Below are 25,989 nucleotides of genomic sequence, written 5' to 3'. Positions count from 1 at the left end.
ATTGGCCCCCGCCCTCTACCTCCAGATCAAGCAGCACATCCTCGACGGGATCCGCGAACGCCATTATCAGGCGGGGGATCGGATCCCGACCGAGGCGGCCCTGTGCGACCAGTTTGCCGTGAGCCGGATGACGGTCAACAAGGCGCTGCGGGAGCTGGTGGCCGAAGGCTGGCTGGTGCGCACCGCGGGCTCCGGCAGCTTCGTGGCGGACCGGCGGGCCGAGTCGCCGCTGCTGGCGATCCGCAACATCGCCGACGAGATCCGCGAGCGCGGCAGCCAGTACAGCGCCAGGGTCATCCGCCTGCAGCGGCAGGCCGCCGACGAGAAGGTGGCGGTGCGGCTCGGGCTGCGGGTGGGGGCGCCCACCTTCCACAGCCTCATCGTCCACGAGGCCGATGGGGAGCCGCTGCAGCTGGAGGAGCGCTTCGTCGATGCCGAGCGCCTGCCGGGCTATGGCGAGCAGGACTTCACCCAACAGACGCCGAACAGCTATCTGATGGAGGTCTGCCCCCTCTCCGAGATGGAACACGTGGTGGAGGCCGTGCTGCCGAGCGCCGGTGAGGCCGGGCTGCTGCAGGTGCGGGTCGATACCCCCTGCCTGCTGCTGCATCGCCGCACCTGGTCGGACGGCTATCTGGTGTCCTACGCCAGACTGCTCTCGCCCGGCTCCCGCTACAAGCTGAGCTCCAAGACCCGCCTCATCTGATTGTATATACATATCTTGTTTGCAGAGCCCACCCTTAGGTGGGCTTTTTTGTGCCTAAACTCTAATGAAATAGCTGTTATCAAGATGTGAATTAGATCCTATCTTTCTCGCCAGAGATCGGATATAAATTATTGTATATACATTTTGAGGTCGGTATGAACAAGGAACTGTTGAACTGCGAGCGGGTCTGGCTCAACGTGACACCCGCCACCCTGCGCCCCGATCTGGCCGACTACGGTCTGCTGGAACCCCACGCCCTCGGTGTCCACGAAGGCAAGATCCACGCCCTGGTGCCCATGCAGGATCTCAAGGGGCCGCACCCCGCCCACTGGCGCGACATGAAGGGCCGGCTGGTGACACCCGGCCTCATCGATTGCCACACCCACCTCATCTTTGCCGGCAGCCGCGCCGAGGAGTTCGAACTGCGCCAGCGGGGCGTGCCTTACGCCGAGATCGCCCGCAAGGGCGGTGGCATCCTCAGTACTGTGCGCGCCACCCGCGCCACCAGCGAGGATCAGCTCTATGAACTGGCGGTGCCGAGGATCAAGTCCCTGATCCGGGAAGGGGTCACCACGGTCGAGATCAAGTCCGGCTACGGCCTCACCCTGGTGGACGAGCTCAAGATGCTGCGGGTCGCCCGCCGACTGGGGGAGGCGCTGCCTATCCGGGTCAAGACCACCCTGCTGGCCGCCCATGCGGTGCCGCCCGAATACCGGGACGATCCTGACTCCTGGGTCGAGACCATCTGCCAGGAGATCATCCCGGCCGCCGCCGAGGCGGGCCTGGCGGATGCGGTTGACGTCTTCTGCGAACACATCGGCTTCTCGCTGGCCCAGACCGAGCAGGTCTATCTGGCGGCGGATCAATACGGCCTGGCGGTGAAGGGCCACATGGATCAGCTCTCCAACCTGGGGGGCAGCACCCTGGCTGCCCATTTCGGCGCGCTCTCGGTGGATCACCTTGAGCACCTGGACGCCGCCGGGATCCAGGCCCTGGCCCACCGCGGCGTGGTTGCCACCCTGCTGCCCACCGCCTTCTACTTCCTGAAAGAGACCAAGCTGCCGCCGGTCGAGGCGTTGCGCCGCGCCGGGGTGCCCATGGCGGTCTCCTCCGACATCAATCCGGGCACGGCCCCCATCGTCTCCCTGCGCATGGCCATGAACATGGCCTGCACCCTGTTCGGCCTGACGCCGGTGGAGGCCATGGCCGGGGTGACCCGCCACGCCGCCCGCGCCCTGGGCGAGCAGGAGCGATTGGGACAACTGCGAGTGGGCATGCAGGCCGACTTCCTGATCTGGAACTGTGCCCACCCGGCCGAGCTCAGCTACCTCATCGGCGTCGATCAGCTGGTGAGCCGGGTACTGAATGGCGAGGAGACGCTCCATGGCTGAGTTGAATGGCATTGACATGACGGTCTGGCAGGGGCGCCGGGATCCGGAAGATGGCGAGCTGGCCCTGCGCTGGCACGACCGCGTCCAGCCTTGGCAAACGGATGCCGCGCCCGGCGTGGCCCTGGTGGGCTTCGCCTGCGACGAGGGGGTGCGCCGCAACAAGGGGCGAGTGGGGGCCGCGAGCGCGCCGCACGCCATTCGCAAGCTGTTGGCCAACACCGCCTGGCATCTGGGGCGGCCTGTTTATGACGGCGGTGATGTGAGCTGTGATGACGGCGATCTCGATGCCGCCCACGGCCGCCTGGCCGAGCGAGTCGCGTGCCTGCTGGCCGAGGGGCACTTCCCGCTGGTGCTCGGTGGGGGTCACGAGGTGGCCTTCGGCAGTTGGAGCGGCCTCAACCGTCATCTGGCGGGCAAGGGCCGGGTCGGCATCATCAACCTGGATGCTCACTTCGACCTGCGGATGAAGCAGGAGCAGGCGAGCTCCGGCACCCCCTTCTTCCAGATCGCCGAGCAGTGCGCCGCTCAGGGTAGCGCCTTCCACTACGCCTGCCTCGGGGTGGCCGAGACCGCCAACACCCAGGCCCTGTTCGCCCGCGCCGATGGGCTGGGGGTCTGGTACGAGCTGGACGAGGCCATGACCCAGCGCGAGCTGCCCGAGCTGCTGAACGGCCTGGATGCCTTTATCGCCCGCTGCGATCACCTCTATCTGACCATAGATCTGGACGTGCTGCCCGGCGCTGTCATGCCGGGGGTGAGCGCCCCCGCCGCCCGCGGCGTCGAGCTGGCGGTCATCGAACCCCTGATCGCCCATATCCGGGCCAGCGGCAAGCTCAGGCTCGCCGATCTGGCCGAGTACAACCCGACTCTGGATCAGGATCAGCGCAGTGCCCGCGTGGCCGCCCGCCTGATCCATCAACTCACCAAGTAGCCAGCCGACTCGCCGGGTGCCAGCAGCGCCCATGATGGCGGCGACATTGATAAAACAAGGAGTGTGTATGTCTGAGCAACACCAGGATCCCCGTCACGACCCGAGCAGGATCATCCGTGCCCCCCGTGGCACGACGCTGACCGCCAAGAGCTGGCTCACCGAGGCGCCGCTGCGGATGCTGATGAACAACCTGGATCCGGAAGTAGCCGAGCATCCCCAGTCCCTGGTGGTGTACGGCGGTATCGGCCGCGCCGCCCGCAACTGGGCCTGCTACGACAAGATCGTCGAGGTGCTGACCCGGCTCGAGGAAGACGAGACATTGCTGGTGCAATCCGGCAAGCCGGTCGGGGTGTTCCAGACCCACAAGGATGCGCCGCGGGTGCTGATCGCCAACTCCAACCTGGTGCCGCACTGGGCCAACTGGGAGCACTTCAACGAGCTCGATAAGAAGGGGCTGATGATGTACGGCCAGATGACGGCCGGCTCCTGGATCTACATCGGCACCCAGGGGATAGTGCAGGGCACCTACGAGACCTTCTTCGCGGTGGCGAACCAGCACTTCAACGGCGAGCCCAAGGGCCGCTGGATCCTGACCGGTGGTCTGGGGGGCATGGGCGGCGCCCAGCCGCTGGCCGCCACCATGGCCGGCTTCTCCATGATCGCCGTCGAGTGCGACGAGACCCGCATCGATTTCCGCCTCAAGACCCGCTACGTCGACAAGAAAGCCCACAGCCTGGATGAGGCGCTGGCCATGGTCGAGGAAGCCAAACGCAGCGGTACCGCCGTCTCCGTCGGCCTGCTCGGCAACGCCGCCGACGTGTTCGCCGAGCTGGTGGCCCGTGGCATCACCCCGGACGTGGTGACCGACCAGACCTCGGCCCACGACCCGATCCACGGCTACCTGCCCCAGGGCTGGAGCGTCGCCCAGTGGCGCGCGCTGCAAAAATCCGCCCCCCAGGAGGTGAACCAGGCGGCCCGCCACTCCATGGCCCGCCAGGTGGAGGCCATGCTGACCCTGCAGTCCCGTGGCGCCGCCACCCTGGATTACGGGAATAACATCCGCCAAGTGGCGCTGGATGAAGGGGTCAAGAACGCCTTCGACTTCCCCGGCTTCGTGCCCGCCTACATCCGTCCGCTGTTCTGCGAGGGCATTGGCCCCTTCCGCTGGGTGGCGCTGTCCGGCGACCCGGAAGACATCTACAAGACGGATCAGAAGGTGAAGGAGCTGATCCCGGACGATCCTCACCTGCACAACTGGCTCGACATGGCCCGCGAGCGCATCGCCTTCCAGGGCCTGCCGGCGCGGATCTGCTGGGTCGGGGTCAAGGATCGAGTGCGGCTCGGTCTCGCCTTCAACGAGATGGTGAAGAATGGCGAGCTCAAGGCCCCCGTGGTCATAGGCCGCGATCATCTGGATTCCGGCTCGGTGGCGAGTCCGAACCGGGAGACCGAATCCATGCTGGATGGCTCGGACGCCGTCTCCGACTGGCCGCTGCTCAACGCCCTGCTCAACACCGCCGGCGGCGCGACCTGGGTCTCCCTGCACCACGGTGGCGGGGTCGGCATGGGCTTCTCCCAGCACTCGGGGGTGGTGATCGTCTGCGACGGCAGCGATGACGCCGCCAGGCGCGTCGGCCGGGTGCTGCGCAACGATCCTGCCACCGGCGTGATGCGCCATGCGGACGCTGGCTACCCGATTGCCATCGACTGTGCCCATGAGGCGAAACTGGACTTGCCCATGCTGGCTGCTGCCGGCAAAGGAGAGAAATAAGATGTTTGAACTCAATCTGTTACCGGGCAAGCTCAGCCTTGCCACTCTGCGCCGCGTCAGCCGCGAGCAGTTGCATATCCGGCTGGATGAGTCCGCCCTGCCGGGGATCCACGCCTCCGCCGCCGTCGTCACCAAGGTGATCGAGCAGAACCGGGTGGTGTATGGCATCAACACCGGCTTCGGCCTCTTGGCCAACACCCGCATCCCGGTGGAGCAGCTCGACGAACTGCAGCGCTCCATCGTGCTCTCCCACGCCGCCGGCATTGGCACCTACATGGATGACGCCACGGTGCGGCTGATGATGGTGCTCAAGGTCAACTCCCTGGCCCGCGGCTTCTCCGGCATCCGGCTGGAGGTGCTGGAGGCGCTGATGACGCTTATCAACGCCGAAGTCTATCCGGTGGTGCCGAAGAAGGGCTCCGTCGGCGCCTCCGGCGATCTGGCGCCGCTGGCTCACATGAGCTGTCTGCTGATCGGGGAGGGCAAGGCCCGTCACAAGGGCGAGCTGATGGACGCCGCCACTGCGCTCAAGATAGCCGGTCTGGCGCCCATCTCCCTGGCACCCAAGGAGGGGCTGGCGCTGCTCAACGGCACCCAGGCCAGCACGGCCTTCGCGCTGGAAGGGCTGTTCCATGCCGAGGATCTGTTCGCCGGCGCCATCACCATAGGCGCCATGAGTGTGGAGGCGGCGCTCGGCAGCCGTCGCCCGTTCGATGCTCGCATCCATGAGGTGCGCGGCCAGCGCGGTCAGATCGACGCGGCCGCCTGCTACCGCCAGCTGCTGGTGGACGGCAGCGAGATCGGCATGTCCCATCACAACTGCGAGAAGGTGCAGGATCCTTATTCCCTGCGCTGCCAGCCCCAGGTGATGGGGGCCTGCCTGGCCCAGATCCGCCACGCCGCCGAGGTGCTGGTGTGCGAGGCCAATGCGGTCTCCGACAACCCGCTGGTGTTCGCCGAGGATGAGGAGATCCTCTCCGGCGGCAACTTCCACGCAGAACCCGTGGCCTTCGCCGCCGACAACCTGGCGCTGGCCATCGCCGAGATCGGCTCGCTGTCGGAGCGCCGGATGGCGCTGCTGATCGATTCGCGGATGTCGGGCCTGCCCGCCTTCCTGGTCAACAACGGCGGCGTCAACTCCGGCTTCATGATCGCCCAGGTCACCTCGGCGGCGCTCGCCTCCGAGAACAAGAGCCTGGCTCACCCGGCCTCGGTGGACAGCTTGCCCACCTCCGCCAACCAGGAGGATCACGTCTCCATGGCCACCTTCGCCGCGCGCCGGCTGACGGACATGGCGGAGAACACCCGCGGCATACTGGCGGTAGAGCTGCTGGCCGCCGCCCAGGGGCTGGATTTTCGGGCCCCCCTGCGCAGCACCGAGCTGATCGAACTGGCCAAGGGGCGGCTGCGCGCGCAGGTCAGCTTCTACGACAAGGACAGGTACTTCTCGCCGGACATCGAGGCCGCCGCCGCCCTGCTGGGCGCCGCCAGCTACAACGATCTGATCCCGGCCGGGGTGCTGCCCAGCCTCTAAGCCTTGGCGGTGCATCCGCGACGGCTCATAACAAAAGACCGCCCCTGTGGGCGGTCTTTGCGTTTCTGGCGTTGGCTGGATGCGGTTATTCGTGTTCGAACATCAGGAACAGATGGGCCATGAACAGCATCGGATGAGAGCTGGCGCCGTTCATTCGTGCTCAAACATCAGGAACAGATGGGCCATGAACAGCATCGGATGAGAGCTGGCGCCGTTCATTCGTGCTCGAACATCAGGAACAGATGGGCCATGAACAGCATCGGATGAGAGCTGGCGCCGTTCATTCGTGCTCGAACATCAGGAACAGATAGACCACGAACAGCACCAGGTGGGTGGCACCGTGCAGCACATTGGTGCGACCGCTGCTGAAGGTGACCTTGCACACCATCAGGGTGGTGATGAGCAGCACCATGTCGGCGGTGGAGAGGCCGAGGCGCACCTCCTGCCCCAGCAGGGCGCCGATGAACAGCACCGAGGGCACCGTCAGGGCTATGGTCGCCAGCACAGAGCCGAAGTAGAGATTCATGGCGCGCTGCAGCTGGTTGTTGAAGGCCGCCTTGATGGCGCCGACCGCTTCGGGGGCCAGCACGATACAGGCCACGATGAAGCCGCCGAGGGCGGGGGGGGCCGACATGACCTGGACACCATGGTTGATGGGGATGGCCAGCGTCTTGGCCAGCAGGATCACCACCAGCAGGAAGGCGAGCAGCAGCAGGGTGTGGTAGACGTTGCTGCGCAGTATGCCGTGGTGCTCCTCGTGATCCTCATGGTCGCCGTCGACGAAGAAGTGGCTGTGGCTGCGGGTCTGGATCAGCAGGAAGACGCCGTAGAGCAGGACCGAGATGATGATCAGCATCCAGGACATGGCGCTGGACATGCTGCCCAGGGTGCCACCCCGGGTGAAGTTCGGCAACACCAGGCAGAGCAGGGCCAGCGGTATGATGGCGACCAGATAGGATTTCACACCATCCAGATTGAAATTCTGGGTGTGATAACGCCAGCCGCCAAACAGCAGGGTAAAGCCCACCAGGCCGTTGGTCACCAGCATCACCACGGCAAACATGGTATCGCGGGCCATCACCGGATTGGGCTCGCCGGTCAGCATGACGGAGGAGATCATCACCACCTCGAGGGAGATGACCGACAGGGTCAGGATCAGGGTACCGAAGGGCTCACCCAGCTTGATGGCCAGGGCATCCGAGTGACGCACCACGGAGAAGATGGCCCAGGTGACGATGGCGAGCAGGGCCAGTGACACCGGCAGGTAGATCGCGAGCGGAGTCGCCTCTGTCAGCAGGTCGTTGCCCAGCGTCTTGAAAAACAGCAGGGTCAGCAGGCCAACGGGCAGGGCAATCTCTTGCCGGATAAATGACTTCATAGGCAGTGGTTCTCATCTCAGGGCGGCATGAGCCGACGGGGGACAGGGATCTGTGCGCATGGATCGCGACAGATGGACACATGATAAAGGCTGTTGTCCGGTTCGGGAAAAATCATTTTCAGGGCGGGGCACCGGCCGGCGGCGGGGTTGCCGCCCGGGGAGGGGCCGCAGGCGCCATGCCGCACCTGCGGGAAAAGGTCAGTAGGGTATGGCTAGCGGTGACCCTGCTGCCACTCCAGCAACTCGTGCAGTGGCATGGGGCGGGCGAACAGGTACCCCTGAATGAGGTAAACGCCATGCTGGCCGAGGTAGTCGACCTGCTCCTGGGTCTCGACCCCTTCGGCGATCATCTCCATGTCGGACTTCAGGCCGAAGGCGATGATGGCGTCCAGCAGGTTGCGCTTGGGGTCGTCGGTGCCGATGGAGTCGACGAACATCTTGTCGATCTTGATCTGGCGGATGCCGAGCTGCTGCAGGTAGGCGAAGCCGCCATAGCCGGTACCGAAATCGTCCAGCTTGAAGTGATAGCCCTTCTCCTGCAGCAGGGTGATCTCGTGGGTGGCCGCCGCTATGTCCACTATGGGCTCACGCTCGGTGAGCTCGAAGGTGAGCCGGGTCGGGGAGGGCCAGTCGTAGCGCTGCAGCTGATCGCGCAGGAGCGAGTGCTCGATGTGGGCGGCGACCAGATTGACGCTGACCCACTGCTCAGGCGCCAGTTGCGGCAGATCGGCGATCACCCTGTCCAGCAGCTGCTCCGTCATCGGCAGGATCAGCCCCTGCTCCTCCGCATAGGCGATGAAGGCGCCGGGGGAGGTGAACTCGCCCCCCCTGCGCCAGCGCAGCAGCGCCTCGAAGCCGACCACCCGCCGGGTGCGGCTGTCGACGATGGGCTGGTAGAAGGGGACGAACTCCTGGCGTGCCAGCCCGGTGTGCAGCAACCCCTTGAGGGAGCGCCGGTAGTTGCGCAGCAACCAGTAGCAGACGAGCAGCAGCCCCCCCAGCGCGGTGCCTGCCCAGAGGCCGCCCTTGAAGGCCAGGGCCAGGGCATAGTCCCGCAACGCCTGACCGGCCCACAGGGTCTGCTGCATCTTGCTGGAGGTGGGAGTAAAGCTCAGGCTCTGGCTGTCGGGCTCGTCCCTGATGGCCTGATCGCCGCGGGGGAACAGCTTGTGGCGGGAGATGCCGGGCACCAGCGGGGTGAACTCGAGGTAGAAGCAGCCGGCACAGGGTTGCTGCAGTATGGTGTGGCTCCAGCTGTTGCTCAGTACCCAGTAGGCGAGGTTACCCTGGCGCTTGAAGAACACCACCAGCTCCTGCTCGGTATCATACTCGGGCGCCGTGGCGGTCAGCCCGAAGGTGCTGTCGGCGGTCTCGGAGAGGGAGTCCGCATCGATGAGCGGCAGGTCCGGCCCCAGGCTGGAGCACCCCTTCCCCGAGGCCAGCCGCAGCCCCTGCAGGCGGATATGTCGGTTGTAGTGCTTGGGATCCCGCAGCAGGGCCATGTCCTGCTCGCCGCAGTCGAAGGCAAATTGCACCAGCTGATCGTCGATCCCCTCTTCCAGCGCCTGCTGGCGCTCCGCCATGGTGGTCTCTATCTCGGCGCGCTTCTGCTGCAGCAGGTAGTGGGCCAGCATGTCTCCCGTCAAACGACTCAGTGACAGGCAGAGCAGGATCGGGAGGACGAGCAGCAAGGGGCTGATCCAGAAGGGAGAAATCCGTTTCAAGGGGTACCTGCTCGACGAAGGTGGGTGGAGCATCCAGAGTATGTGATCGGCGCGTGTCAGCATAGTGGATTAGCTGCATCGATTTGACAGCAGCAGAAACTGCGATGCATCCCTTGGCTAACTAGATGATTAATATTGTTTTCGCAACCTGAGTGGTGAAAAATCAATCGCCGACCTGTCATATCTAACAATTGTCCAGCTTATCTGAACTGGTTTAGAGTAGCCCTGCGGTTTGACTCACCGTGTGTTCAATACTCCTGTATCTATTTTTGTCAGTAGCACAGAGTGTTAGTTTTGATATTGAGTGTTTCTTTTGGTCCCCACTGTGGGACCATTTTTCTGTCCGCGAGTCAGCCTTTCCCGCCTGTTTGCCCATCACCAGCCCCTGGCGCCCACCCGGGAGAGGCCTGCGCGCGCGTCGCTTAATTACAAAAGCGGGATCTTCATCCGTAGGCGGGTTTTGACCAAGGCTGATACCATGAGGCCATATGGATGCTGTCGGCTACGGAAAGGCACATGAAACTGACTACTCAGCTCGTCTCGTTTATTACTCTGTGCGTGATCGCGGCCATGACCATGGTGTTGCTCGGCGGGGTGTTCAGTTTTCGTCAGATGGGCATGGAGCTGCAGCAGAACCGGGTCGACTCCCTGGTGGAAATCATCGACAAGCAGCTGGGCGCGGCCGACGATCCGCAGGATCTTGCCCGCTGGCTGCCGTCGCTGCTGCGCTCTGCCCACGTGGTCGAGCTGGAGATCCGCCAGGACAAGCAGCGGGTCTACTGGTTTCGCGATGTGCAGCAGCAGACCGACGAGAGCCTGCTGATCCCCTATAGCCAAACCATTCCCCATCAGCTCGGCATGCAGGCCGATTTCAAGCTGGACCGGCCGTTCAAGGAGTTCGAGTACTCCATGCAGGCCATGTCCGGCATCTCCTTCGGGGTCTTCATCGTGGTGTTCGGGCTCTGGTACTCCATCCGCTGGCTGCGGCTGCAGCTGCGCGGCGCCGAGTTGCTGGCCGAGCGGGCCCAGCTGATCCTGGATGGCAAGCTCACCAAGCTGGCCCATGATCCGGCCGACGAGTGGCCCGCCTCCGCCAGCCAGGCGATCGATCACCTGCTGGCGGAGCTGGCCGACGCCCGCAAGGAGCGCAGCCGGTTCGACAACTTCATCCGCAGCAACGCCTTCGTCGACAAGGCGACCGGCATCGGCAACCGTCTGTTCTTCGATAACCGGCTGGAGAGCGCCATCATGGAGGCGAGCGTGATCAGCGGCGGTGTGCTGCTGATCGAGCTGGCCGGCCTGGAAGAGCTGGATCCCGAGCTGACCGGGCGCCAGAGCCAGGAGCTGCTGATGGAGGCGAGCGCTTCTATCGGCACCTTCGTGCGCAAGCACAACGGCGCCCTGCAGGCCCGCTACGCCGGCCAGGTGTTTGCCGTGCTGCTGCCCAACATGTCCGAGAGCGAGATGGTGGACGGCGCCAGCCAGCTGCTCAAGAGCCTGCAACGGCTGCACTGGCCCGAGTCGGTCAATGCCGAGACCGCCGTCTACCTCGGTGCCGTCTGCTATCAGGGGCGGGACTCGCTGCTCAAGGTGCAGGAGGAGGCCGAGCTGGCGCTCAAGAGTGCGCGGCTGCAGGGCCACACCGGCTGGTTCCTCTACGAGAAGCTGCTGGATGAGGAGCCGAGCAGCAAGGGCACGGTGCGCTGGCGCACCCTCATCAACCGCCGCATCGAGGAGCAGGGCATCTATTTCTATCTGCAGCCGGTGCAGCAGGAGCGGGATCAGGTGGTGTTGCAGCAGGAGCTGTCGATCCGGATCCGCGACGAGCAGGATCGGGAGCTGCAGGCCGGGGTCTTCATGCCGATGGCGGAGAAGGCCGGGCTGCTGCTGCCGCTGGACAAGCTGGTGGTGGCCCAGACCCTGCGCCTGCTGCGCCAGCGCCAGGAACCGAGTTGCCCCATCAGCCTGTCGCTCTGCGCCCAGAGCCTGCTCAATCGGGAGTTCCAGCGCACCCTCTTCTTCGATCTGTTCCAGCTGCCGCGCAGTATCAATGAGAATCTGGTGCTGCAGCTGTCGGAGGCCCAGGTGACCCGTCACTACGAGGCCCTCAAGCGGCCGCTGCGGGCGCTGCGCATGCTGGGTTGCCAGCTGGCCATCGATCACGCCGGGCAGGATGTGGTGAGTACCCAATACATCAAGGAGTTCGAGATCAACTTCCTCAAGCTCCATCCCAGCCTGGTGCGAGAGATCCACAGCCGTCAGGTCAATCAGATGGCGGTGCGCAGCCTGGTCGGCGGCTGCGCCAACACCCAGACCCGGGTGATCGCCGTGGGGGTGGAGAGCGGTGACGAGTGGAAGATGCTGCGCCACCTCGGGGTGCACGCCGGTCAGGGGCCCTGGTTTGCCGAGCCAACCTGGCTGGTGATGGACACGGCCGAGGCCTGATCCCGCTGTGGCAGGGCCGCCCTCAGAGGCGGCCCTGCTCTCTCAGGCCCGCCAGCCCTTGCAGGCCACCGGTATGGATGAAGACGATCTCGCTGCCACGGGGGATGTGACCGGCGGCCAGCTCCCGGAACAGGCCCCACATCGCCTTGCCGCTGTAGATGGGCTCGAGGGGCAGACCGGTCTGCGCGCTGAACGCCTGTACCCACTGCCACAGGGCCGGGCTGAACTTGGCATAGCCGCCGTCGTGGTGATCCAGCGCGATCCGCCAGCCGGCGGTGCCGGCCGCCGCGGGATGGAGACGGCAGACCTCGTCATGGATGAAGCCCCCGCCCTTCAGGACGGCGATGGCGAGGATCTGCTCTTGCGCCCGCTTGCCCGCGACCAGACCGGCCAGGGTGCCGCCGCTGGCACAGGGCAGCACCCAGAGATCCGGCGAGAAGGGCACCTCGGCCAGCAGCTCGGCGACCCCGGGAATGGCCAGCGGGCCGCTGCCGCCCTCGGGCACGAGCAGGCTGTCCGGGGCCATGAACTGGGCCAGCCAGTCGGGATCCTGGCGCCGTCTGTAGCTCTGCCGGTCCACAAACACGAGCTCCATGCCCCAGCCCCTGGCCGCGCTCAGAGTTGCGTTGCTGACGGCCTCGGGTTCACCGCGTATGATGCCGGTGGTGCGCAGCCCCGTCAGATGGCCCGCCGCCGCCAGGGCGTGGATGTGGTTGGAGTAGGCCCCCCCGAACGAGACCAGCCGGGTCTTGCCCAGCGCGTCGGCCTGTTGCAGCTGGTACTTGAGCTTGCGCCACTTGTTGCCGGAGAGGAGCGGGTGGATCAGGTCGTCCCGCTTGCACCAGAGTCGCACCCCCTGGGCGTCCAGCAGGGGATGCTGGAGCTGGTGCAGTGGCGAGGGGAGCCGGCCGGCGACCCCTTGATCGCCCTCCCGGGGCAAAGCGTTGGCCGATATGGTGTCATTTTTCATAAATATGGAGGCTAATAGCCTGTTTATGTTAAGGTTTAACCCGTTTCATGCAGTCAGGTACAGGTCTCAATGAAGTCACTGTTTCGACGTTCGCCACCCGCTCACCAGGTCGGACTCCTGCTGGCCAGCGACCGCATCCTGCTGGCGTGCGTGGGACAGCCTCCCGTCTTTACCAGCCGTGCCATCAATGGCCCCCACGAGTGGCCGCAGGCCATGGGCGAGCTGTTCAACCAGCACGGCCTGGCCAAGTCTAAGGTGCGGGTCGCCCTCGCCGCCAGCCTTTATCAACAGATCCAGATCGACAAGCCCGCCGTGCCCGACGCCGAGATGGCCGGGGCCCTGCCCTGGGCCATCAAGGATTTCGTCAACGAACCCGTGCTGCAGCTCGCCATGGACTATGTGGACCTGCCCACGCCGCCGGCCGGCCGGCCGCGCATCAACGTGATCTGCGTGCCCAAGAGCCGGGTGCAGCAGCTGGTGGAGGCGGTCAACGGGGTGGCGAGCCTGGAGGCCATCGTCAGCGACGAGCTGGCCATGACGGCCCTCTACGAGGCGGATCAGACGGTGCGCCTGCTGCTGTGGCAGCCCAGGGGACAGGATCTGCAACTGCTGGTGTTCCATCAGGGCGGGCTCTGCTTCTCGCGCCAGTTGCGTGGCTTCGGTGCCCTGACCGGCGCCCAGGAGCCCGATCGCGATCTGCTCGATGGGCTGACCCTGGAGATCCAGCGCTCCCTCGACTACCTGGCGGGCCAGCTCAAGCTGCCGGAGCCGGGCCAGATGCAGCTCGCCATCGGCTCCCCCTTCATCGGCACCCTGGTGCGTCACCTGGAGCAGGCATTCGGCTTCCCGGTGTCGGCCATGGCCAACAAGGCGATACTGGCTGGCGTTGAGTATCTCAGTGCCTATGGCGCTGCGCTGGGGGCTGAGTCATGACCCCTGCTACCAATTTCCTCCCCATGGCCAACGAGAGCGCATGGCTGGCCGGTATTGAATACCTCTGTGCCTACGGCGCCGCACTGGGGGCTGAACGATGAAGCGTCATATCAACCTCTACGGCCTCGAATTTCGTCCCCGGCGCCAGTGGGCCAGCCTCAATCAGATGGCGCTGGTCTGGGGGATCGGCCTGGTGCTGATGCTGATCGTCGGCCTCGGTTACGCCTGGCAGCAACAGGGCGTCAGCCGTGAGCTGGCTCAGGTGCGGGCGGCGCTCGATGTGCGGCGCGGCGAGGCCAAGCGGCTCGATGCCGAGCTGGCCCGTCATCAGGCCGACGGCCTGCTGCAACAGCAGCTCATCGCCAGGCAAGAGGAGCTGAGCGCCATGCAGGGGTTGATGCGCCAGCTGGGCAGCCTCTCCCTGCAAAAATCCCAGGGCTACGCCGGCGTGATGGCGGATCTGGCCCGCCTGCGCGACCCCCGCCTCTCCCTGCAGCGGATCGAGATCAGCGGCGGCCACATCAATCTCTCCGGGTTTGCCGAGCGCAGCCAGGATGTCCCCGCCTGGGTCAATCGTTTCAAGCAGACGCCCTCCCTGGCGGGCAAGCAGTTTGGCGAGCTGACCCTGAGCCGCGACAAGGAGGGCCGGCTGGCCTTCCAGCTCAGCGGCATAGCGCAGGAGAAGCCCTGATGGACATGAAAGCACAATGGCAGGCCTGGGCGCAGCAGGTCGCCGCCCTCAGCCTGCGGGAAAGGGCCATGATACTGCTGACCGGGCTGATCCTGCTCGGCGCCGCAGGCATCTACGGCTGGCTGGATGCCGCCGATACCCGCCTGAGCCAGGATCGACTGGCATTGACGGCGGCGCAGCGGGATCTGGAGATCCTGGATCTTGAGAATCAGGGCAAGCAGGCCCGCCTGGCGCGGGATCCCGACGCGCAGGTGCGGGAACAGCTTGGCCAGGTGGAAACCAGCCTCGGCAGGCTGGACGCCGAGCTCAAGGCCCAGACGGTGGATCTGATCCCGGCCCACGAGATGCCGGCCGTGCTGGAGGCGCTGCTGTCCCGCTCCGCCAACCTGCACATGCTGGCGCTCAGCTCCCTCAAGCCTGAGCCCTTGATGGCGGGGGAGCAGTCGGTCAATCTGTTCAAGCACGGCATCCGGCTCGAGCTGGAGGGCGGCTACTTCGATGTCTACCAGTACCTGAAAGCGCTGGAGTCACTGCCTCGCCACTTCTACTGGCAGGGCTTCGACTACCGGGTGATCGCCCATCCCAAGGCGGCGGTGGCGATGGAAATTTACACCCTCAGCACCAGCAAGGAGTTTATCCGTGGCTAAGTGGCTGACAACATACGGGGCCGGATTTATCTGGCTGGCGCTGTGGGCCTGCCTGCTGAGCCCGCAGGCCCGGGCCGAGGTGCTGCAGGATCCCACGGCGCCGCTGGCCGGCATGAGCACGGGCGCCGCCCCGGACAAGGGGGCCGGCCTGCCCCGATTGCAGAGCATCATCTTGGGCAATGGGCCGGCGCTGGCGGTGCTCAATGGTCAGAGTTATCGGGTCGGTCAACTGATCGAGGGCTATCGGCTGCTCTCCATCAGCGCCGATGCCGTGGTGCTGGAGAAGGCGGGCAAACGCCAGGCGCTGACCCTGTTCGGCAGCAAGATCAGGATGTGAAGTCGGTGCCGTGCAGAAGGTCACGGGCCGGTTTTGTCGAGTTTAATTGCGAGTCAGGTGCACTAACTACATGAAAAAACACCATTTATGCCTGCTTCCCCTCGCGTTGGCGGTGGCGGGTTGTACTACCTACAAGCATCCGGATCCGGTGCAGGCCAAGGATGCCCTCAAGCAGGCCATGACCGAGCAGAACCAGACTTCGCCCCTGACCACCCTGCCCCCCTCGGTGCAAAGCGAACTGCTGCAGCTGGATCGGATCCCGCAGCCGGTGGCGGTGCCGGAGAAGCGGCTGCGCATCGCGGCCCATGATGTCGATGCGGTCGAGTTCTTCGGCTCCCTGTTCAAGGGCTCCCGCTACAGCGTGGCGGTGCACCCCGGGGTGGCGGGTTCCGTCTCGGTGGAGTTGAAGGATGTGACCCTGCAGGAAGCGCTGGCGGTGGTGGGCGACATGTATGGCTTCGACGTGCAGCGCAAGGGCAACGTCTTCCATGTCTACCCGGCCGGCCTGCGTACCGAGACCATACCGGTCAACTACCTGATGATGTCCCGTCGCGGCCTCTCCCGCACCTCGGTCAGCACCGGCGGCGTCACCGCCAATGACAGCAACGATAACGGCAATAACAACAACTTCGACAGCGGCAACAATAACAGCAGCAGCAACAACAATAACAACGGCAGCAACAACGGCTCCTCCTCCAACGGCAACAGCGACAACAGCAATGGCACCCGCATCGAGACGGACAGCAACAACGACTACTGGACCGATCTGCGCGAGGCCTTGCAGACGCTGATCGGCACGGGTGAGGGACGGGCCGTCATCACCAGCCCGCAGGCGGGCCTGGTCACAGTGCGCGCCTATCCCGGCGAGCTCAAGGCGGTGCGCGACTTCCTGGAGCAGTCCGGCGAACACCTCAAGCGCCAGGTGGTGCTGGAGGCGCGGATCCTGGAGGTCGCCCTCAACGAAGGCTATGAGCAGGGGGTGGACTGGAATGGCCTCTCCGCCACCTGGGACGGCAACAAGGGGATCATCGGCGGTGGCAGCCTGGGCGGTAGCCAGGTCGGTGCCAGCAATCCCATCTTCAATACCATAGGGGGCGGTGCCGGCTTCAAGATCACGGATGGTAACTTCGTGGTGGCCGTTGACCTGCTCAAGACCCAGGGCGACGTGAACACCCTCTCCAGCCCGAGAGTCACCGCGACCAACAACCAGAAGGCGGTGATCAAGGTGGGCACGGACGAGTATTTCGTCACCAATGCCTCGACCACCACCACCACCTCGGGCAACTCGGCGCCCATCGTCACCCCCAACGTGGAGCTGACCCCCTTCTTCTCCGGCATAGCGCTGGACGTGACGCCACAAATCGATGAGGCAGGCCGGGTGCTGCTGCACATTCACCCCTCCGTCATCGACACCGAGGAGCAGAGCAAGACCATCAACGTCGGCACGGCGGATCCCCTGGTGCTGCCGCTCGCCAAGAGCTCCATCCGCGAGTCGGATACCGTGGTGCAGGCCAACAATGGCGACATCATCGTCATCGGCGGCCTCATGAAGACCGACAAGCAGGAGATCGTCAGCAAGGTGCCGCTGCTGGGTGACATCCCCTGGGTCGGTGAGGCCTTCACCAACCGCAGCGAGAGCACCAAGAAGGTCGAGCTGGTGATCCTGCTCAAGCCGACCGTGGTGGAGAAGGATACCTGGCAGAAGGAGCTGCAACGCTCCTCCGAGCTGCTCGACAAATGGTATCCGCCCGAGGACTAAGCATGACTCGCGCCCCGCTCGTACCCGCTCGTCGGCTCTCGGCCGCCGCTCACCTGCCCGCTGACGCGCCGGGGGAGAGCCCATGTATTTGAGCCACTTCGGCCTGCGGGAGGCGCCGTTCGGCCTGACCCCGAATACCGGCTTCTACTACGGCCTGCCGCCCCATGAGGAGGCGCTGCAGGTGCTGAACTGGGCGCTGGCGCAGGGGGAGGGCTTCATCAAGGTGACCGGCGAGGTGGGCACCGGCAAGACCCTGCTCTGCCGCAAGCTGCTGGGGGAACTCGGCTCGGAGGCGCGCCCGGTGCGCCTGGCCTGGCTGCCCAATCCCCATCTCACGCCGGGCGAGCTGCGTGCCGCCCTGGCGCTGGAGCTGGGCCTGTCGATGCGGGATCAGGGCGAGCTGGATCTGACCGATCGCATCCATCGCCACCTGATCGCCCTGCATCAGCAGGGTCAGCGGGTGGTGGTGCTGATCGACGAGGCGCAGGCCCTGCCGGATGAGACGCTCGAGGCGATCCGGCTGTTCGGCAACCTGGAGACGGAGTCGAGCAAGCTGCTGCAGATAGTGCTGTTCGGTCAACCCGAGCTGGATGCGCGGCTGGCCAGGCCCCACCTGCGCCAGCTGCGCCAGCGCATCGGCTTCTCCTACTGCCTGCGCGCCCTGCGCATCGATGAGACCCGCGCCTATGTGGATCATCGGCTGCAGGTCTCCGGCTATCGCGGTGCACCGCTGTTTGAGGGCCGTGCCCTGCGCCTGCTGTGGCGGGCGTCCCGCGGGGTGCCGCGGCTCATCAACGTGCTGGCCCAGAAGTGCCTGATGCTGGCCTACGGCCGTGGGATGCGCCGGATCGGCCCCCGTCTGGTGCGCCTCGCCATCCGCGATACCGAGGACGCCAGCCGCGGCTCCTTAGTGCGCTGGTGGCCGCTGCTGTTGCTGCTGGGCGCTGCCCTGGCCTACGGAGTCTGGCCATGAGCGTGATCAATCAGATGCTCAAGGATCTGGAGCAGCGCCAGCAGGGCGAGGGCACCGCCATCTATGTGGCACCGGTGCGCCAGCAAGGCTGGTGGATGCTGGTGCTGACCCTGCTGTGCGGGCTGGCCCTCGGCATCCTGGGCTGGCGTTCCTGGATCTACTGGCAGCAGAGCCAACGGGTCGATCCCCCGGTCACCCAGCTCGATGCACCGCTCGCGCCTGATGCCATAGTCCAGGCCGCGTCTGTGGCATCGATGACGCAGGAGCCGGCGGCGGTCGCTGTGGCCTTGCCGGTCCCGCAGGGGATGCCGGACGAGCCGGTGCAGTCGACCTCTGCGCCAATCGCCGAGGCCCCGGCGCCGCAGGAACTACCGGATCAGGAGGGCGATTACCTTATCCCGAGCGACGAGGAGCTGCAGCCGGATCTGCAGGCCGAGCTGGCGGCGGAGCAGGAGGCAGTCATGGCCCCGCCGCCGCGCAAGCCCGGGATATTGAAGATCGAGACGGTGGAGCTCTCCGCGCCCGAGCTGGCGGCCCTGGCCGAGCGCAAGGCCACCACCGCCATGGCCAAGGGCCAGCTGCGGGAGGCGCAGGACAATTACTACCAGGTGCTGGCCCATGATCCCCACAATCAGGGGGCGCGCGAGCAACTGGCGGCCCTGCTCTATGGCGAGGGTCGGCTGACCGAGGCCGGGCAGGTGCTGGAAGAGGGGCTCAGTCTGGCGCCTCAGCAGGCCGATTTCCGGCTGCTGCTGGCGCGGGTGGCCATAGGCGCGGGGGACAGGCCCAAGGCCCTCGGCTGGTTGAGTGGCCTCCAGCCGGAGATCGCCAACAACCTGGATTATTACGCCACCTGGGCCGGGCTGGCCCAGGAGCTGGGTCAGAATGCCGAGGCGGCAGACCTCTACGTCAAGCTGCTGCGCCAGCAGCCGGACCAGGGCCGCTGGTGGCTCGGGCTCGGCGTGGCCGAGGATGGCCAGGGTCACGGCCAGCGCGCTCTGGATGCCTATCGCAACGCCCAGCTGCACGGCAACCTCGGCGAGGCATCGGCCCGCTGGCTGGAACAACGCATCGCCCAGTTGGCCCCATAGGTACCGGTTCGTAGGTTCGATTCGGGTCGCGTAATCGGACGCGGTGTCATCACGGTAATCGGCGTAATCAGAATTAGGAATTTGGAGTAGCAATGGCACAACCCAGACTGAAAATGCGGCTCGGCGATCTGCTGGTGCAGGAGCAGATCATCTCCGATGATCAGCTGCAGCTCGCCCTGCAGCAGCAGCGTCAGACCGGCCGCAAGCTGGGGACCACCCTGATCGATCTCGGCTTCATCAGCGAGGTGCAGCTGCTGCAGTTCCTCGCCCGTCAGCTGGACGTGCCCTTCTTCGATCTCAACAACCTCACCATAGACGCCGCGGCCGTGGCGTTGTTGCCGGAGGTGCAGGCCCGTCGCTATCGTGCGCTGGCGGTCAACCTCAGCGACGACAAGGTGACGGTGGCCATGTCGGATCCCGCCGATCTGAGCGCCCTGGATGCCATCGCCGCCCTGCTCAGCCCGCGCGAGCTGGTGCTGGCGGTGGCACGGGAAGGCCAACTGCTTGAGTATTTCGACAGGCTCTATCGCCGCACCCGCGAGATCGAGAGCTTCGCCGTGCAACTGCACGAGGAGCATCAGGAGACCGGGTTCGAGCTCGGCAGCAGCAACCTCAATACCGGGGCCGACGAGGGGGAGGCGACGGTGGCCAAGCTGCTGCGCTCCCTGTTCGAGGACGCGGTGCAGGTGGGGGCCTCGGATATCCACATCGAGCCGGACGAGAAGGTGCTGCGCATCCGCCAGCGCATCGACGGCGTGCTGCACGAGAACATCCTCAGCGAGGTGCGCATCGCCCAGGCGCTGGTGCTGCGCCTCAAGCTGGTGGCCGGGCTCGACATCTCCGAGAAGCGGTTGCCTCAGGATGGCCGCTTCGCCATGAAGGTGCGCGGTCGCGACGTGGACGTGCGGATGTCGACCATGCCGGTGCAGTATGGGGAATCCGTGGTGATGCGACTGCTGGATCAATCCTCCGGCATCTTGTCGCTGGCCGAGACCGGCATGCCGCCGGCGATCCTGGCGCGTTTTCGCCGCCAGCTCAAACGCCCCCACGGCATGATCCTGGTGACCGGACCGACCGGTAGCGGCAAGACCACCACCCTCTACGGCGCGCTCTCCGAGCTCAACCAGGCCAGCCACAAGATCATCACGGTGGAAGATCCGGTGGAGTACCGGCTGCCGCGGGTCAACCAGGTGCAGGTCAATCCCAAGATCGGCCTCACCTTCTCCCAGGTGCTGCGCTCCACCCTGCGCCAGGATCCGGACATCCTGCTGGTGGGGGAGATGCGGGACAACGAGACGGTGGAGATAGGCCTGCGTGGCGCCATCACCGGCCACCTGGTGCTGACCACCCTGCACACCAACGATGCGGTGACCAGCGCCCTGCGCCTGATCGACATGGGCGCCCCCGGCTACCTGGTGGCGAGCGCGCTGCGGGCCGTGGTGGCCCAGCGCCTGGTGCGGCGGGTATGCGAGCACTGCGTCGAGGAGCAGGCGCCGGACGAGGGCCAGGCCACCTGGCTCGGCGTGCTCTCCGGCGAGGTGCCGGGTCAGCATGCCTACCACAAGGGGCGCGGCTGCCAGAGCTGCAACTTCACCGGCTATAGCGGCCGGATCGGGGTCTACGAGCTGCTGGAGCTGGATCAGCCCATGATGGATGCCCTGCGCCGCAATGATGCGGAAGGTTTCGCCCGGGCGGCGCGCGATCATGAACACTACAGACCCCTGGCCCTGACCGCGCTGGACTACGCCCGCCAGGGCATCACCTCGGTGGACGAGGTGCTCAGGCTGGCCGAGGATCTGGGCTAAGCCATGGGCAGCTTCAACTACAAGGGCCGCGACAGTCAGGGCAATGCCGTCAGCGGGGTGGTGGATGCCGCCAGCGAGATGGCGGCCGCCGAGCAGCTGATGCGGCGCGGCGTGTTGCCGACCGAGCTCAAACCGGGCAAGGCGAAAGCGGCCAGCATCGACTGGTCGCTGCTGCTGGAAGGGGGCGTCAAGCTGGACGAGCTGGTGGTGTTCAGCCGCCAGATGTATGCCCTGACCCGGGCGGGCATCCCCATACTGCGCGCCATCGCCGGGCTGGAGGAGAGCGCCCACAGCAAGCCGCTCAAGCGGGCGCTGCATGCGCTGGGGGAGGATCTCGGCAACGGTCGTCCCCTGTCCAGCGCCATGCAGTCCCATCCCAGGGTGTTCAGCAACCTGTTCGTCGCCATCATCCATGTCGGCGAGAACACCGGTCAGCTGGAGGAAGCCTTCCTGCAGCTCGCCAACTATTTCGATCTGGAGCTGGAGACCCGCAAGCGGATCAAGACCGCCATGCGCTATCCCAGCTTCGTGATGATTGCCATCGGCATCGCCATGGTGATCCTCAACATCATGGTGATCCCGGTGTTCGCCGGCATGTTTGCCAAGTTCGGGGTCGAGTTGCCGCTGGCGACCCGGATCCTGCTCGCCACCTCCCACTTCTTCGTCCACTACTGGTGGCTGCTGCTCGCCATCCTGGTGGGCGCCGTCGTCGGTTGGCGGCGCTGGGTCGCGACCCCCGGGGGCAAGCTGGCATGGCACAGATGGCAGCTCAGGCTGCCCATCGTCGGCACCATCATAGAACGTTCCCTGCTGGCGCGCTTCGCCCGCAGCTTCTCAATGATGCTCAAGGCCGGGGTGCCCCTCAACCAGGCGCTGACCCTGGTGGCCGATGCGGTGGACAACGCTTATATGGCCGGCCAGATCCGCGACATGCGAGCGGGCATAGAGCGCGGCGAGAGCCTGCTGCGCACCGCCGGTGGCAGCGGCCTGTTTACCCCGCTGGTGATGCAGATGATCGCTGTGGGAGAGGAGACCGGCCAGGTGGATGAGCTGCTGCATGAGGCGGCCGAATACTACGAGCGGGAGGTGGACTATGACCTCAAGAGCCTCACCGCCCGCATCGAGCCCATCCTGATCGGCATAGTGGCGGTCATGGTGCTGATCCTGGCGCTGGGCATCTTCACACCCATGTGGGACATGATGCGCGCGGTCAGAGGAAAATAAGACGGCATCTTCACCCTCCTGATGGGGGGCATGGTGTGTGCCGTGCGCGGCAAGTGATGAGGCATCTTCAGGTTCCTGACGGGGAACATGATGTGTGCCGTACGGGACAACTAGGCGCCGGGAGGGCAATGGGTGAGCAGACAGTCCGAGCAGGATGATCGCTGGCTGGGGGGATACAGGCGTTTGCTGGCCGTTATCTTGCTGCTGGTCATAGTCGCCAGTCTGGCCCTGGGCTATCGCAGCCAGCGGGAGCAGGCACTGGCGGTCAGCCTGGAGCTACTCGGGGGCCAGTTTGCCGAGCGCGCGCAGCGCTTGCACGGGCTCTGGCTCGATCAGCGCAGGCCCGAGGTGCTGCATGGGCAAGGAGTGGCCTGGCAGTTCGATGAACGGGGCTGGCCGCTGGCCGTGCTGCCGTTGCGGTCGCCCTCCGACAACTGCCGCCAGCTGTGGCAGCAACTGATCGGCCCGCAGGCGCAGGAGCTGCCGTCACTGCAGGTGCTGGCCAGCCGGGATGGCGGAGGCTGTGAATTTGGCTGGGAGGCTAACTGGCTGATTTATCGCTTCTCTGATGGCCGGGTGGTGTTCAGATCCTGAATGGCGATTGAACGGATCCAGTCTGGACTCTGGGTTACATGATTTTTTTCTATCTGCATGAAATAATGCGGGTTACTACGGAGGCAGCATGGCAGCAAAGAGAGTGACACCCGGCCGCACTATGGGCGGTTTTTCCCTGATCGAGCTGGTGATCGTCATCGTGATTCTGGGGATACTGGCGGTCACCGCCTTGCCCCGTTTTCTCGACGTGACCGACGAGGCGAAGAAGGCCAGTGTGGAAGGGGTATCGGGCGGCTTTGCCACCGCGGTCTCTCTGGTGCGGGCCCAGTGGGAGGCGGAGGGGCGTGCCAAGCAGGACAGCCTCAACACAGTGCTGTATGACGGCTCGCGCTTCTATCTCACCACGCCGACCGAGAGCCAGGTCAACAATGGCGAGCTCTCCCCCGGTTATCCCATGGATACTTCGGCGAGCGGCTCTCCCGATGTGGATCCGGCCAATCTGACGGCCACGCGCTGTCTCAATATTTGGGAGGGGTTGTTGCAAAATCCTCCCAAGGCTACTGCCAACTTTGACGAGGTAAGCGGTAGCGGCAATGACCTGAAGTTCTATGCCACGGTGAGCAACAATGGACTGGATTCGGTCTGCCGTTACTATCTGGTCAACAGCCTGAGCAAGGGAAGTGATGGACGGTATCAGGACCCGCAAGGGAGCACGGATGCCTATATGAGTTTCAGTTACCGCCCGGCCTCCGGCCAGGTCACCACCAATATCAATTGATAAACAGAGGAATAATGTAATGAAAAAGCAGGCGGGTTTTACCCTGATCGAACTGGTGATCGTGATCATCATCCTGGGCATTCTGGCGGTCACCGCCGCGCCCAAGTTCCTGAATCTGCAGGATGATGCCAATAAGGCTGCTGCACAGGGCGTTGCCGCCGCCGTGCAGAGTGGGGCTCAACTGGTCTATAGCCGTTCGGCTATCGATGGCACAGAGAAGCTGGACTCCTCTTCTGTTGCCGTAGGCACCAGCTCAGCCACTACAACCTGGGGTTATCCGACAGCGGATCAGGCTGGGATTGGCCAGGTAGTCACTCTGGATGGCGGCTGGGCCGTGGATAACAGCGGTGTATTTACCTCGGATCAAGCCAATAGCTGTGAGGTGATTTACAACGCACCGGCGGATGAAGGTGAGACCTTCTCTGTGCAACTGAGCGGCGCCAACTGCTCGTAATGCTGTGTTAGGCGAGGCGTATGCCTCGCCTTTTCTATTTGGAATCAACAGAATGCGAAAGGGGTTCACCCTGGTTGAACTAGTAATCGTGATCCTGTTACTCGGGATTCTGGCCGCCTTTGCCGTGCCCAAGTGGCTGGGCAAAGGCGGCTTTGAAACCCATACCCTGCGCGATGAGCTGGTGGCCCGGCTGCGACTGGTGCAGACCATGAATATGAACGAGGGGGGGGATCGCTGCACCCAGCTGGTGCTGGAGGCTAACCGCTTCGGTCACCTGACGCAGACGGGTAGCTGCAGTGCCAAACCCATCTCGAGCTGGAGTGCGGACGAGCAGAGCCGTGGTCGGGTGGTGAGCACCTCTGGCGACGTTGTCCTGTCCCCCCCGGCGAGGTTCTCCTTCGATAAACACAGTGGCCGCCCCCTGGGCTCTTGCGCCGCTGGTTGCGATCTGGCTGTCACTGAGGGCGCCGAACGTACCCGGTTACGTATCGAGTCCGAAGGCTATATCTATGCCCTCCCTTAACGCCTCCCGCGGTTTTACCCTGGTCGAGCTTGTCGTCGGCATAGTGCTGCTGACCATAGCGCTGACCGGGATCCTGGGCTTGCTTGTCAATCAGGCACCCCAGGCTGTGGATCCGGTGCAGCAGGTGCGCGCCGCCCAACTGGCTCAACGCATCTTGAACGAGGTGCTGCAAAAATCCTTCGACGAACATTCGGACCATAACGGCGGTCGCTATCGCTGCGGCGAGACGGCCGGTACGCCTCCTGTGACCTATCCCACCTGCACTGCCAGCACCGACTACGGCCCTGATGGTGAGCCCGCCTCTTATGCCTTTAACGATGTTGATGACTTCGATACCGCAGGCAACTGGGTGGACGCCAATCGCTTTACCCAGACGTCGGTTGGCGTCAACAACGAGGAGTATCGCAACTATCAGGTCAGGATCAGCGTCACGCCTGACTCCCTGTTTGGGAGCCCGGGCAAGAGCGCAGAGTCCGTTGGCAAGCGCATCGATCTGCAGGTGCGGCTGCCGGATAGCAGTGAAGTCGATTTTGCTGTCTACCGGGGTAACTACTGATGGCTCGTCGTCTGGCTCGGGGTTTTACGCTGGTCGAGCTGGTGATGGTGATCCTGCTGCTCGGCATCATGGCCACCTTCTCCAGCCAGTTTATCGGCATCGGCACCCAGATCTATGGCGATGCGAGTAGCCGCGAGCAGTTGATGAGCGATGCCCGCTTCGCGCTGGAGCGGCTCAATCGCGATCTGCGCGATGCGGTGCCGGGCTCGGTACGGGTGGAGGACAGCCTTGGAAATGTGGTGGAGCAGGGCAACTGCCTGCGCTTCTGGCCCATTGCCACCGCCAGCCGCTATCTGAGCCCCAATGGGAGCGGCGGGCTGACTATCATCACCCCGGTTCGCCTCCCCGAGGTGGGTGAGCTGGCCATCGTCTACCCCCTTGCCAGCCCGGATCTCACCTTGGACCAGGGTTGTCTCTATGGCAACTGCGTCGCCAGGGTGACCTCAGTGGGTAGCCCCGTCTCGGGGGCGCTGCCGCTGGTGGTCGACAATGTCTTCACCAAGGATTCTCCGAGCTGGCGCATCTATTTCGCCAACCAGCAGGTGCGCTACTGCGTGACTGATTCAGTGTTGAACCGGAGCAGTGCCGCCATAGGCGTGAATATTGGCACTAGCACTCCCGCCCCGATGGCCGAGCATATCCGCCCGATCTCCTCTTACTTCTACCGGGATCCGGCGGCCTTCAGCCCGAGCGAGGTCGGGCTGAGGCTGATACTCGAGCAGCGCGGCGAGAGCGTCACCTTCAACCATCGGCTGGAGCCATTCAATGTCCCCTAGCGCCTGCCCCCCCGCCATGACGGCCCAACGGGGCAGC

Annotated in this window: 24 protein-coding genes; 21 read left to right on the top strand and 3 right to left on the bottom strand. The window is 64.8% G+C overall.

The genetic code is table 11. From position 1 onward, the window contains the following. Position 1 precedes the first annotated feature (1 nt). From hutC to hutH, 5 genes are all read left to right on the top strand, one after another. Positions 2-706 carry a histidine utilization repressor gene (gene hutC, locus KW825_RS07120; RefSeq protein WP_042651860.1) on the top strand — a complete coding sequence of 235 codons (705 nt, stop codon included), beginning with the start codon at positions 2-4 and terminating at the stop codon, positions 704-706. Positions 707-861: 155 nt separating this feature from the next. Continuing rightward, the gene (gene hutI / locus KW825_RS07115; protein WP_218328765.1) at positions 862-2,097 is read left to right on the top strand and encodes an imidazolonepropionase; all 1,236 of its coding nucleotides are present in this window, start codon (positions 862-864) and stop codon (positions 2,095-2,097) included. After that, positions 2,090-3,028 carry a formimidoylglutamase gene (gene hutG / locus KW825_RS07110; RefSeq protein WP_218328764.1) on the top strand — a complete coding sequence of 313 codons (939 nt, stop codon included), beginning with the start codon at positions 2,090-2,092 and terminating at the stop codon, positions 3,026-3,028. Before hutI ends, hutG begins: the two co-directional genes overlap by 8 nt. A 67-nt stretch (positions 3,029-3,095) precedes the next feature. Continuing rightward, positions 3,096-4,799: a urocanate hydratase gene (hutU, locus tag KW825_RS07105; protein ID WP_218328763.1), complete on the top strand. Its 1,704-nt coding sequence runs from the start codon at positions 3,096-3,098 to the stop codon at positions 4,797-4,799. 1 nt (position 4,800) lies between these two features. Next, positions 4,801-6,333: a histidine ammonia-lyase gene (gene hutH / locus KW825_RS07100; protein ID WP_218328761.1), complete on the top strand. Its 1,533-nt coding sequence runs from the start codon at positions 4,801-4,803 to the stop codon at positions 6,331-6,333. A 280-nt stretch (positions 6,334-6,613) separates the two neighbouring features. On the opposite strand, the gene KW825_RS07095 is transcribed toward hutH, so the two are convergent. Together KW825_RS07095 and KW825_RS07090 are read right to left on the bottom strand one after the other, a co-directional pair. Further along, entirely contained in the window at positions 6,614-7,711 is a 1,098-nt protein-coding gene (locus KW825_RS07095; RefSeq protein ID WP_218292631.1) for a calcium:proton antiporter, read from the bottom strand. Between the two features lie 212 nt (positions 7,712-7,923). Further along, positions 7,924-9,468 carry an EAL domain-containing protein gene (locus KW825_RS07090; RefSeq protein ID WP_218292656.1) on the bottom strand — a complete coding sequence of 515 codons (1,545 nt, stop codon included), beginning with the start codon at positions 9,466-9,468 and terminating at the stop codon, positions 7,924-7,926. 483 nt (positions 9,469-9,951) lie between these two features. Between KW825_RS07090 and KW825_RS07085 the strand changes: the two genes are divergently transcribed. Next, the gene (locus tag KW825_RS07085) at positions 9,952-11,880 is read left to right on the top strand and encodes an EAL domain-containing protein (RefSeq protein ID WP_042651867.1); all 1,929 of its coding nucleotides are present in this window, start codon (positions 9,952-9,954) and stop codon (positions 11,878-11,880) included. Between the two features lie 22 nt (positions 11,881-11,902). Here the strand turns inward: KW825_RS07085 and KW825_RS07080 are convergent, their stop codons facing one another. Next, positions 11,903-12,850 carry a 1-aminocyclopropane-1-carboxylate deaminase/D-cysteine desulfhydrase gene (locus KW825_RS07080; RefSeq protein WP_218328760.1) on the bottom strand — a complete coding sequence of 316 codons (948 nt, stop codon included), beginning with the start codon at positions 12,848-12,850 and terminating at the stop codon, positions 11,903-11,905. 69 nt (positions 12,851-12,919) lie between these two features. On the opposite strand from KW825_RS07080, the gene KW825_RS07075 reads away from it, so the two are divergent. The 15 genes from KW825_RS07075 (at position 12,920) to KW825_RS07005 (ending at position 25,952) form a co-directional block, all read left to right on the top strand. Then, positions 12,920-13,783, top strand: coding sequence for an MSHA biogenesis protein MshI (locus tag KW825_RS07075; protein WP_218328758.1), 864 nt, complete (start codon positions 12,920-12,922; stop codon positions 13,781-13,783). A 97-nt stretch (positions 13,784-13,880) separates the two neighbouring features. Next, positions 13,881-14,474 (top strand): PilN domain-containing protein, encoded by a 594-nt coding sequence (locus KW825_RS07070; protein WP_218328757.1) that lies wholly within the window; start codon positions 13,881-13,883, stop codon positions 14,472-14,474. Then, a complete protein-coding gene (locus KW825_RS07065) occupies positions 14,474-15,121 on the top strand; it encodes a type 4a pilus biogenesis protein PilO (protein WP_218328755.1) in 648 nt (215 codons plus the stop codon). Before KW825_RS07070 ends, KW825_RS07065 begins: the two co-directional genes overlap by 1 nt. Beyond that, entirely contained in the window at positions 15,114-15,458 is a 345-nt protein-coding gene (locus tag KW825_RS07060) for an MSHA biogenesis protein MshK (RefSeq protein ID WP_269471666.1), read from the top strand. The genes KW825_RS07065 and KW825_RS07060 overlap by 8 nt, the downstream gene beginning before the upstream one ends. A 70-nt stretch (positions 15,459-15,528) precedes the next feature. Then, positions 15,529-17,217, top strand: a complete 1,689-nt coding sequence (mshL, locus tag KW825_RS07055) for a pilus (MSHA type) biogenesis protein MshL (protein WP_218328754.1) — start codon at positions 15,529-15,531, stop codon at positions 17,215-17,217. A gap of 82 nt (positions 17,218-17,299) precedes the next feature. Further along, entirely contained in the window at positions 17,300-18,190 is an 891-nt protein-coding gene (locus tag KW825_RS07050; protein ID WP_218328752.1) for an ExeA family protein, read from the top strand. Then, positions 18,187-19,281 (top strand): tetratricopeptide repeat protein, encoded by a 1,095-nt coding sequence (locus KW825_RS07045; RefSeq protein WP_218292625.1) that lies wholly within the window; start codon positions 18,187-18,189, stop codon positions 19,279-19,281. Before KW825_RS07050 ends, KW825_RS07045 begins: the two co-directional genes overlap by 4 nt. A gap of 92 nt (positions 19,282-19,373) precedes the next feature. Beyond that, a complete protein-coding gene (gene mshE, locus KW825_RS07040; RefSeq protein WP_042651874.1) occupies positions 19,374-21,086 on the top strand; it encodes an MSHA fimbrial ATPase MshE in 1,713 nt (570 codons plus the stop codon). Between the two features lie 3 nt (positions 21,087-21,089). After that, complete coding sequence (locus KW825_RS07035; protein ID WP_218328750.1) at positions 21,090-22,310, top strand: type II secretion system F family protein; 1,221 nt, start codon at positions 21,090-21,092, stop codon at positions 22,308-22,310. A gap of 132 nt (positions 22,311-22,442) precedes the next feature. Continuing rightward, positions 22,443-22,904, top strand: a complete 462-nt coding sequence (locus KW825_RS07030; protein ID WP_218292622.1) for a hypothetical protein — start codon at positions 22,443-22,445, stop codon at positions 22,902-22,904. A gap of 88 nt (positions 22,905-22,992) precedes the next feature. Beyond that, the gene (locus KW825_RS07025) at positions 22,993-23,643 is read left to right on the top strand and encodes a type II secretion system protein (protein WP_218292621.1); all 651 of its coding nucleotides are present in this window, start codon (positions 22,993-22,995) and stop codon (positions 23,641-23,643) included. Between the two features lie 19 nt (positions 23,644-23,662). Next, entirely contained in the window at positions 23,663-24,097 is a 435-nt protein-coding gene (locus KW825_RS20665) for a prepilin-type N-terminal cleavage/methylation domain-containing protein (protein WP_218292620.1), read from the top strand. 52 nt (positions 24,098-24,149) lie between these two features. After that, on the top strand, positions 24,150-24,620 hold the full coding sequence (locus KW825_RS07015) for a Tfp pilus assembly protein FimT/FimU (protein ID WP_218292619.1): 471 nt from the start codon (positions 24,150-24,152) through the stop codon (positions 24,618-24,620). Then, positions 24,607-25,176, top strand: coding sequence for a type II secretion system protein (locus tag KW825_RS07010; protein WP_218328749.1), 570 nt, complete (start codon positions 24,607-24,609; stop codon positions 25,174-25,176). The genes KW825_RS07015 and KW825_RS07010 overlap by 14 nt, the downstream gene beginning before the upstream one ends. After that, complete coding sequence (locus tag KW825_RS07005) at positions 25,176-25,952, top strand: PilW family protein (RefSeq protein ID WP_218328748.1); 777 nt, start codon at positions 25,176-25,178, stop codon at positions 25,950-25,952. The genes KW825_RS07010 and KW825_RS07005 overlap by 1 nt, the downstream gene beginning before the upstream one ends. The last annotated feature ends 37 nt before the right edge of the window (positions 25,953-25,989 follow it).

Origin of the sequence: Aeromonas sp. sif2433 (assembly GCF_019218705.1) — a bacterium.
Lineage (GTDB): Bacteria > Pseudomonadota > Gammaproteobacteria > Enterobacterales > Aeromonadaceae > Aeromonas > Aeromonas encheleia.
This window is presented reverse-complemented; position numbering and strand designations above follow the sequence as displayed.

Excerpts from the sequence above, each read along its gene's own strand:
- hutI (WP_218328765.1), top strand. The coding sequence starts at position 862 with ATGAACAAGGAACTGTTGAACTGCGAGCGGGTCTGGCTCAACGTGACA.
- hutG (WP_218328764.1), top strand. The coding sequence starts at position 2,090 with ATGGCTGAGTTGAATGGCATTGACATGACGGTCTGGCAGGGGCGCCGG.
- hutU (WP_218328763.1), top strand. The coding sequence starts at position 3,096 with ATGTCTGAGCAACACCAGGATCCCCGTCACGACCCGAGCAGGATCATC.
- hutH (WP_218328761.1), top strand. The coding sequence starts at position 4,801 with ATGTTTGAACTCAATCTGTTACCGGGCAAGCTCAGCCTTGCCACTCTG.
- KW825_RS07095 (WP_218292631.1), bottom strand. The coding sequence starts at position 7,711 with ATGAAGTCATTTATCCGGCAAGAGATTGCCCTGCCCGTTGGCCTGCTG.
- KW825_RS07090 (WP_218292656.1), bottom strand. The coding sequence starts at position 9,468 with ATGCTCCACCCACCTTCGTCGAGCAGGTACCCCTTGAAACGGATTTCT.
- KW825_RS07085 (WP_042651867.1), top strand. The coding sequence starts at position 9,952 with ATGAAACTGACTACTCAGCTCGTCTCGTTTATTACTCTGTGCGTGATC.
- KW825_RS07080 (WP_218328760.1), bottom strand. The coding sequence starts at position 12,850 with ATGAAAAATGACACCATATCGGCCAACGCTTTGCCCCGGGAGGGCGAT.
- KW825_RS07075 (WP_218328758.1), top strand. The coding sequence starts at position 12,920 with ATGAAGTCACTGTTTCGACGTTCGCCACCCGCTCACCAGGTCGGACTC.
- KW825_RS07070 (WP_218328757.1), top strand. The coding sequence starts at position 13,881 with ATGAAGCGTCATATCAACCTCTACGGCCTCGAATTTCGTCCCCGGCGC.
- KW825_RS07065 (WP_218328755.1), top strand. The coding sequence starts at position 14,474 with ATGGACATGAAAGCACAATGGCAGGCCTGGGCGCAGCAGGTCGCCGCC.
- mshL (WP_218328754.1), top strand. The coding sequence starts at position 15,529 with ATGAAAAAACACCATTTATGCCTGCTTCCCCTCGCGTTGGCGGTGGCG.
- KW825_RS07050 (WP_218328752.1), top strand. The coding sequence starts at position 17,300 with ATGTATTTGAGCCACTTCGGCCTGCGGGAGGCGCCGTTCGGCCTGACC.
- KW825_RS07045 (WP_218292625.1), top strand. The coding sequence starts at position 18,187 with ATGAGCGTGATCAATCAGATGCTCAAGGATCTGGAGCAGCGCCAGCAG.
- mshE (WP_042651874.1), top strand. The coding sequence starts at position 19,374 with ATGGCACAACCCAGACTGAAAATGCGGCTCGGCGATCTGCTGGTGCAG.
- KW825_RS07035 (WP_218328750.1), top strand. The coding sequence starts at position 21,090 with ATGGGCAGCTTCAACTACAAGGGCCGCGACAGTCAGGGCAATGCCGTC.
- KW825_RS07025 (WP_218292621.1), top strand. The coding sequence starts at position 22,993 with ATGGCAGCAAAGAGAGTGACACCCGGCCGCACTATGGGCGGTTTTTCC.
- KW825_RS20665 (WP_218292620.1), top strand. The coding sequence starts at position 23,663 with ATGAAAAAGCAGGCGGGTTTTACCCTGATCGAACTGGTGATCGTGATC.
- KW825_RS07015 (WP_218292619.1), top strand. The coding sequence starts at position 24,150 with ATGCGAAAGGGGTTCACCCTGGTTGAACTAGTAATCGTGATCCTGTTA.
- KW825_RS07010 (WP_218328749.1), top strand. The coding sequence starts at position 24,607 with ATGCCCTCCCTTAACGCCTCCCGCGGTTTTACCCTGGTCGAGCTTGTC.
- KW825_RS07005 (WP_218328748.1), top strand. The coding sequence starts at position 25,176 with ATGGCTCGTCGTCTGGCTCGGGGTTTTACGCTGGTCGAGCTGGTGATG.